The following is a 642-nucleotide window of genomic DNA, read 5'->3' as shown; positions in this document are numbered from 1 at the left end:
ATAAAAAAAGTGCTTCAATAATATTAAGTATTTAAAAATTAATTTGTTGAAGCACTTTTTATTTAATTGTTATATAGTTTTGAAAAATTAAATTTTTTAGAGCAAAATTTAAAAATAACTTTTCCGTGAATTTCATTTTTATCAACAAATCCAAAAGTACGAGAATCTAAACTTATATTTCTATTATCTCCCATAACAAAATATTTATTTTTAGGAACAAACAAAGAAAATGTATTGTTTTTCATAGGTTCCTTTATATAAACCTCTTCAATAAAAGTTTCATTTATATATAATTTATTATTTTTAACTTCTAATTTGTCATTTGGAATTCCTATTATTCTTTTTACCAAATAATTTTCATATTTTTCAGGAACATATATATTAACAATATCTTTATATTTAGGATTATTATTTTTATAAGCATTTGTATAAATTAGTATAATATCATTAGTATGCAATGTGTTTTCCATAGAAGTACCATCAACTACAGCTAAAAAAAATACTTTTAAAAAAAGGAAACTAATAAAAAAAGCAATAGAAGCTGAAATAATTATTAATTTAAAGTTTTCCTTTATTATAAGATATAATTGATTTTTCAAATTTCACACCACCTTTTATAAAATTAAAATATGTATTTTATAT

General features: G+C 18.7%; 1 protein-coding gene. It reads right to left on the bottom strand.

Going from position 1 to position 642, the window contains the following annotated elements; all coding sequences use genetic code 11:
- Positions 1-62: 62 nt before the first annotated feature.
- The gene (gene lepB / locus GBZ86_RS16580) at positions 63-599 is read right to left on the bottom strand and encodes a signal peptidase I (RefSeq protein ID WP_152892493.1); all 537 of its coding nucleotides are present in this window, start codon (positions 597-599) and stop codon (positions 63-65) included.
- Positions 600-642 lie beyond the last annotated feature (43 nt).

The organism is Clostridium tarantellae (genome assembly GCF_009295725.1).
In the GTDB taxonomy this organism is placed as follows: domain Bacteria; phylum Bacillota; class Clostridia; order Clostridiales; family Clostridiaceae; genus Sarcina; species Sarcina tarantellae.
The sequence above is the reverse complement of the archived record's forward strand: the minus strand, read 5'-3'. Positions and strand labels throughout refer to the sequence as shown.